This is a genomic window from Lactiplantibacillus sp. B652 (assembly GCF_023806745.1).
Classification (GTDB): domain Bacteria; phylum Bacillota; class Bacilli; order Lactobacillales; family Lactobacillaceae; genus Lactiplantibacillus; species Lactiplantibacillus pentosus.
Genome location: NZ_JAMSKY010000038.1, coordinates 1 through 4,695, shown reverse-complemented (window position 1 = coordinate 4,695; position 4,695 = coordinate 1). Strand labels below are relative to the sequence as shown.

The 4,695-nt window shown below is 38.4% G+C and carries 4 protein-coding genes and 1 pseudogene; 2 read left to right on the top strand and 3 right to left on the bottom strand.

Annotated elements, in window-relative coordinates:
* Nucleotides 1-236: 236 nt before the first annotated feature.
* Together prgO and prgP are read right to left on the bottom strand one after the other, a co-directional pair.
* Complete coding sequence (prgO, locus tag MZO40_RS16670; RefSeq protein ID WP_056953187.1) at nucleotides 237-524, bottom strand: DNA segregation protein PrgO; 288 nt, start codon at nucleotides 522-524, stop codon at nucleotides 237-239.
* Nucleotides 508-1,425: a ParA superfamily DNA segregation protein PrgP gene (prgP, locus tag MZO40_RS16665; RefSeq protein WP_056953185.1), complete on the bottom strand. Its 918-nt coding sequence runs from the start codon at nucleotides 1,423-1,425 to the stop codon at nucleotides 508-510. Before prgP ends, prgO begins: the two co-directional genes overlap by 17 nt.
* A 778-nt stretch (nucleotides 1,426-2,203) precedes the next feature.
* Between prgP and MZO40_RS16660 the strand changes: the two genes are divergently transcribed.
* Nucleotides 2,204-3,742, top strand: coding sequence for a primase C-terminal domain-containing protein (locus tag MZO40_RS16660; protein WP_252133458.1), 1,539 nt, complete (start codon nucleotides 2,204-2,206; stop codon nucleotides 3,740-3,742).
* Between the two features lie 307 nt (nucleotides 3,743-4,049).
* Nucleotides 4,050-4,565, top strand: a complete 516-nt coding sequence (locus tag MZO40_RS16655; RefSeq protein WP_252133457.1) for a hypothetical protein — start codon at nucleotides 4,050-4,052, stop codon at nucleotides 4,563-4,565.
* 25 nt (nucleotides 4,566-4,590) lie between these two features.
* On the opposite strand, the pseudogene MZO40_RS16650 reads toward MZO40_RS16655, so the two are convergent.
* Nucleotides 4,591-4,695: pseudogene (locus MZO40_RS16650) on the bottom strand (IS5/IS1182 family transposase); the annotation flags it as partial.

Sequence of the window (4,695 nt, the reverse complement as noted above, 5' to 3'; positions counted from 1 at the left end):
AGTGCAGCGATAATTTCTGTGGTAAGTTCATTCATGGGGAATGCCTCCTGTGATGTTTTCTGTGATTACTAAATATCATAAGGGAAGGCATTCCCTATTTCTATACAATTCAGAAATCTTTTATGCATTTACACAAGATATTTTACGCTCTCCTGTAAGGAGGGTAAAATAGAAATTAAATAAAAGTATACTAAATATATTTAATACATTTAATATACTTAGTATATTAAATGTATTTATTTTTTCCGCCTCATATCATAGATTGCTCTTTCCGAAGCAGTTAATGTTGCTAAATAAGCATTCATTGCAACATCTACAACTTTATACATTGGCATATCTTTAGCGTAACTTAGGTTTTGAATGAGTTCTAATACTGGTGGATCAACCTGTACAGGTTTTCGATCCTTGGCCTTAAAACCTTTTTCGCCATAAGTGATTTTGGCGTCATCATCTATTTTCGTTGGTTCGTTTCTAACATCAATTTTAGGTTTTGAATCGATATTATCTCTATTCAGCAATCCCATCTAATTGTATCTCCTTCCCAGCTGGTAATGTAGTATTAGTCATTGAATCAAAATAATGTGATTCATATCGAAAGTCTTTAACATCTCCAGTTTTTTCAAATGATTCAATTCTCAATTCTAATTCGGTAAACAAATCTGCAAATAAAGCAAACATTTTTCTGTCATTGTAATCGTTTAATGAAAAGCCATTTTCTCCAAATGCTTCAAGTCGGTCGTGATTTTTAACAATAGTGTGAAAAACATTATCTTCACCGTAACGCGCAACAGTTTTTTTGTAATTTAAAAGTTGTGTCTTTTTTCTGGAGGAAAGTAATGCAGGTAATATGCCAGCTACTTGAAACTTTGCTTCGTTTGGGAAGTTATTCAACATGGGTTGTAAATAATTGCTAATGAAATTACTTGTGCCTTCCATTGCCATTCTTTTTACTTCTTGTACAGCAATAATATAATCAGTAACCATTATTATTGCGTCCACTACTGAATCGGTAGACGGAGCTACATCGAAAAAAATGTAATCATACTTTGGACGGATTTCATCGACCATTTTTTTGAAATAAAAATACCGTTCACGTTTGTTTTTAGAATTATCAATTATCGAGTCCACTAATTCGTGTTCGGCAATTGACCCTGCAATTATGTCTAAGTTTTCAGTTAAAGGCATAATTGCATTTTTTAAAGTTCCAGTTTGAGCAGCTTTTACAAATGATTGTGGAAATTGATTTACGTTAAAGGTTCTTTTGATGTTATTAGTAGTATTCGCTTGTAAGTCGACATCGATTAAAAGAACTTTCTGATTGAATAATGATGGCTTACTGGCTACTATCGCTAATAGATCTGTATCTGTTGTTTTACCGACTCCGCCTTTTAAGTTTGTTAATACTACAACACGGCCCTTTTTCAATTTAAGAAACCTCCTAAGTATATTTGATATATTCAGTAATTTAAATATACTAGATATATTCAATATATTAAGAATACTAAATATATTGCGAATTGTCAAAAATATATTTAGTTGATTTGACTTTACTTTTGTTCATTCCTACAGTATCATTAAATATAAAGATAAATAAAAAAAGCGTTGTTTTGAAGGCTATTGGAAGTAACCTTCAAAACAGCAAATCAAGTACCAAGGCTACTTGATCGCCTTTAACGCTCGTCTTTTATAGATGGCTAGCTAGGATGTGAACTACTAAAAGCAGTCAACTCTAGTTGCCTGATAGGAATATTATACTAAACCTATTAGGAATATGCCAGTCGAAAAGTCGAGTTAAACGCATACATAGGTTTAGTTAAAGCAGATTAAGTTACCCCAGTGGGCGGCTTAATCTGCTTTTTGTGTAGTTAAGCCTAGAGGGAGAAGTGCTCCATGTTTGTTGAGACCTGTTAAGCTAATCCCAATTAAAAATTAAATAAACAAAAAAATCCCCGTGGGGTCTAAGCCACGGGAACTCATAGAACTATCAACGAATGAGTTAATTGTACTCGTGCCAGTTATGTTTGGCAAGAATGCAGTTTGATGAATTTGACCGCCCTAAGAGCCAAGTTGGGGTTTAAATACCAAGTAGCCACGTTAACTGGAGCGATTGCTTAAAAATCTAGTGTTTGAACGTTTGTTTTTAATACATAAAAATGATGACTAAGAACGCTACGGCGTTCTTTTTTAGTAGGGGGTGAGCAGTATGTCAACGACGAAAACAGCACAACAAGCGATTGATTTGATTTTGCATCAAGGGTTACGGGAAACTAAAGCCCGGCATAGTAACAGTAACGTCTTGAAGTTAGAAAAATCGGTTTCGGGGCAACAAAATAAGCAAGGTGCGATTGCCATGTATCGTAGTAAAGGCCAAATGGCGAAAAGCTGGGGGACGATTTATACCTCCAAAGAAGCAGTCTATGATAACTATACTAACAGCACGCATTGGACGCCCAATGTTTTTAATTATCTTACCTATACAGATGCGACTAAGCATTATGTAAAAGGGGCTAAGGAACAAAATTTAAGTCAGATCAATACGTTAGTGGTTGATGTTGACTACCGTGACGCTGAGGAGCGCCAAGCAAAGTTTGCCGAGGTTTGGGACACGGCGATGTTGGACGTACAGTTTCTTCCAACCTTAATTTTGGCGACTACCAAGGGCTATCATATCTACTACGTCTTTGATAGGCCGGTTTTCGTCCGTCGTCATGCCAATGGTCAATTGCCAGCCGTCAGGGCTGCTAAAGCCATTGCTAAGTCGTTAAAGCAATACTACGCGCAAAAATTGCCGGCGGTTGATGTGACCTGCAACAGCTTTGGTGTTTTCAGAGTTCCGCGGCCGGACAATATTGAATACTTTGAGCCCAAAATGACGGTTGACTTCCAAGCTTTAATGACTTGGAGTATTAATTTTGCGAATGATCAGCACCAAATTAAGCCCCAAACTACTCAACGGTCTTTTTATGCTCGGTGGACTAGTCGCCAGGTTGACCAACCGTGGTTTCAAGCCTTAATTAACCAAACGGACATTGATCAAAACGTGGGCTATGGTCGGCACAATACAATCTTCACGCTGGCCTTAGCTTGTTATTCTTCAAACGTGTTACAAGCCCAGTGTTTTGACATTTTGGACGAGTTTAACAGTAATCTTACCCACCCGCTGGCGACACAGCACGTTCAAAAAGTAATTAATGATGCTTATTCAGGTCAGTTCCATGCGGCCAGTCGTGAATATGTGAATGCGTTGCTAGAAACTTGGGTTCCCGATGCTGACAGGCGAGTTTATTTGCAGCGTTCGCAAACGACCTGGTACAAGTATGCGAAGCCACGTTCAGAACGCGTTAATAGTCATGTCCATGAATGGCAAGCAGATCTTATGGCTTACTTTAACCAAAGAATTTTCCAGGACAATAATTGGTTTACCAAAACGTCTTTACGGCACATTTCCCAAGAATTAAATATTTGCTTAGGTAGTCTAACCAAGGCCCTGAAAGATCTAATTGATCAAGGCTTAGTTTATCGTGAAAAAGGTAGCGGTCGGCAAGCAACGAAGTTTGCGACTCGTAGTAGCTTGTTACAACATGCGATGAGGTTACAACGCCAACAGCGATTAAACTATTGGATAACGGTTGCTCGGTTATTAGAACCCTCAGAAGAATTAGTGGCGCTACAACAATTGAGCCTTGATGCTCGCCAAGATCATCATCGCAATGCCCAATTGAATTTGCTAGATACGGGTTAGAATTTAGTGTTCTAAAATGCCATTACGTATCTATAGTTCTGGACACGGGTTTCTTGGTTGGGGACTGGGCAGGCCTGCTGGGTGTTAACTGGGCTAGATTAGGGTGTTATTTAGTTATTAGTCGTCCCGTCGCCTCCAAACCGTTTAGAACTAACTTCTCACGTGAGACGCATGATCACGATTCAAGCTACTCCGCCTAGGCGGGTTTTAAGCCGGGAATATTCGGCCATTATCAGTTGAGTAGTGTTGCTTGCTTTTGATGAGCAGTAGGTAAGCTAACTGTAAATCGAAAGTGAGGGGTTTGGTTATGACAACGTTTTTTCAGTGGTTAGTGGTACTAGCGTCCGGGTATCAAGTGCCCGAAGCATTGCTTAATAATAATCAGTTAATTGATAAGCTTTTTGGAGGTGGAGAAGGGACTAATACGGCTAGAGTAATAAAGTTTTATTTAGAATGGCATAATGTGTTACACACGGATATTTTAGCGGTTCAGAAGATTATTGGGACGGTCAATGGGTGGATTTTATTAGGCCTGTATCACACGGCGCAAGCTTTAGAGAGTGTGTTTATGGCGGTTTTAAAACTGTTTGGTTTTTTTGCTAATTTTAATGTTGGTGAAATGGGCATCCTTTATAAGACCATCGTGTTATTAGGATTTGCGCTTTTAACGATTGGTTTAGGTTATTTGCTGGTTGAGAATATTTTTCGGGCAAAGACGAAATTACACGAGGTTGTCACTAACCTGGTGGTGGTAATTGCAATCTTAGTAATGTTGCAATTTGGCACTAATTTGTTTAGTCAATTCGCGATGGCTGGTGCCTAAGATATTGTAGGTAATAAGAACGTGTTTAGAATCTTTTCAAGAGTATTCGCAGGAAGGCTAAGCTAATCATCATCTTACTGGTGTTCAGCTTTCGCTCACAATTGCGCCAGAGGCGCCGATATTTTCCTAG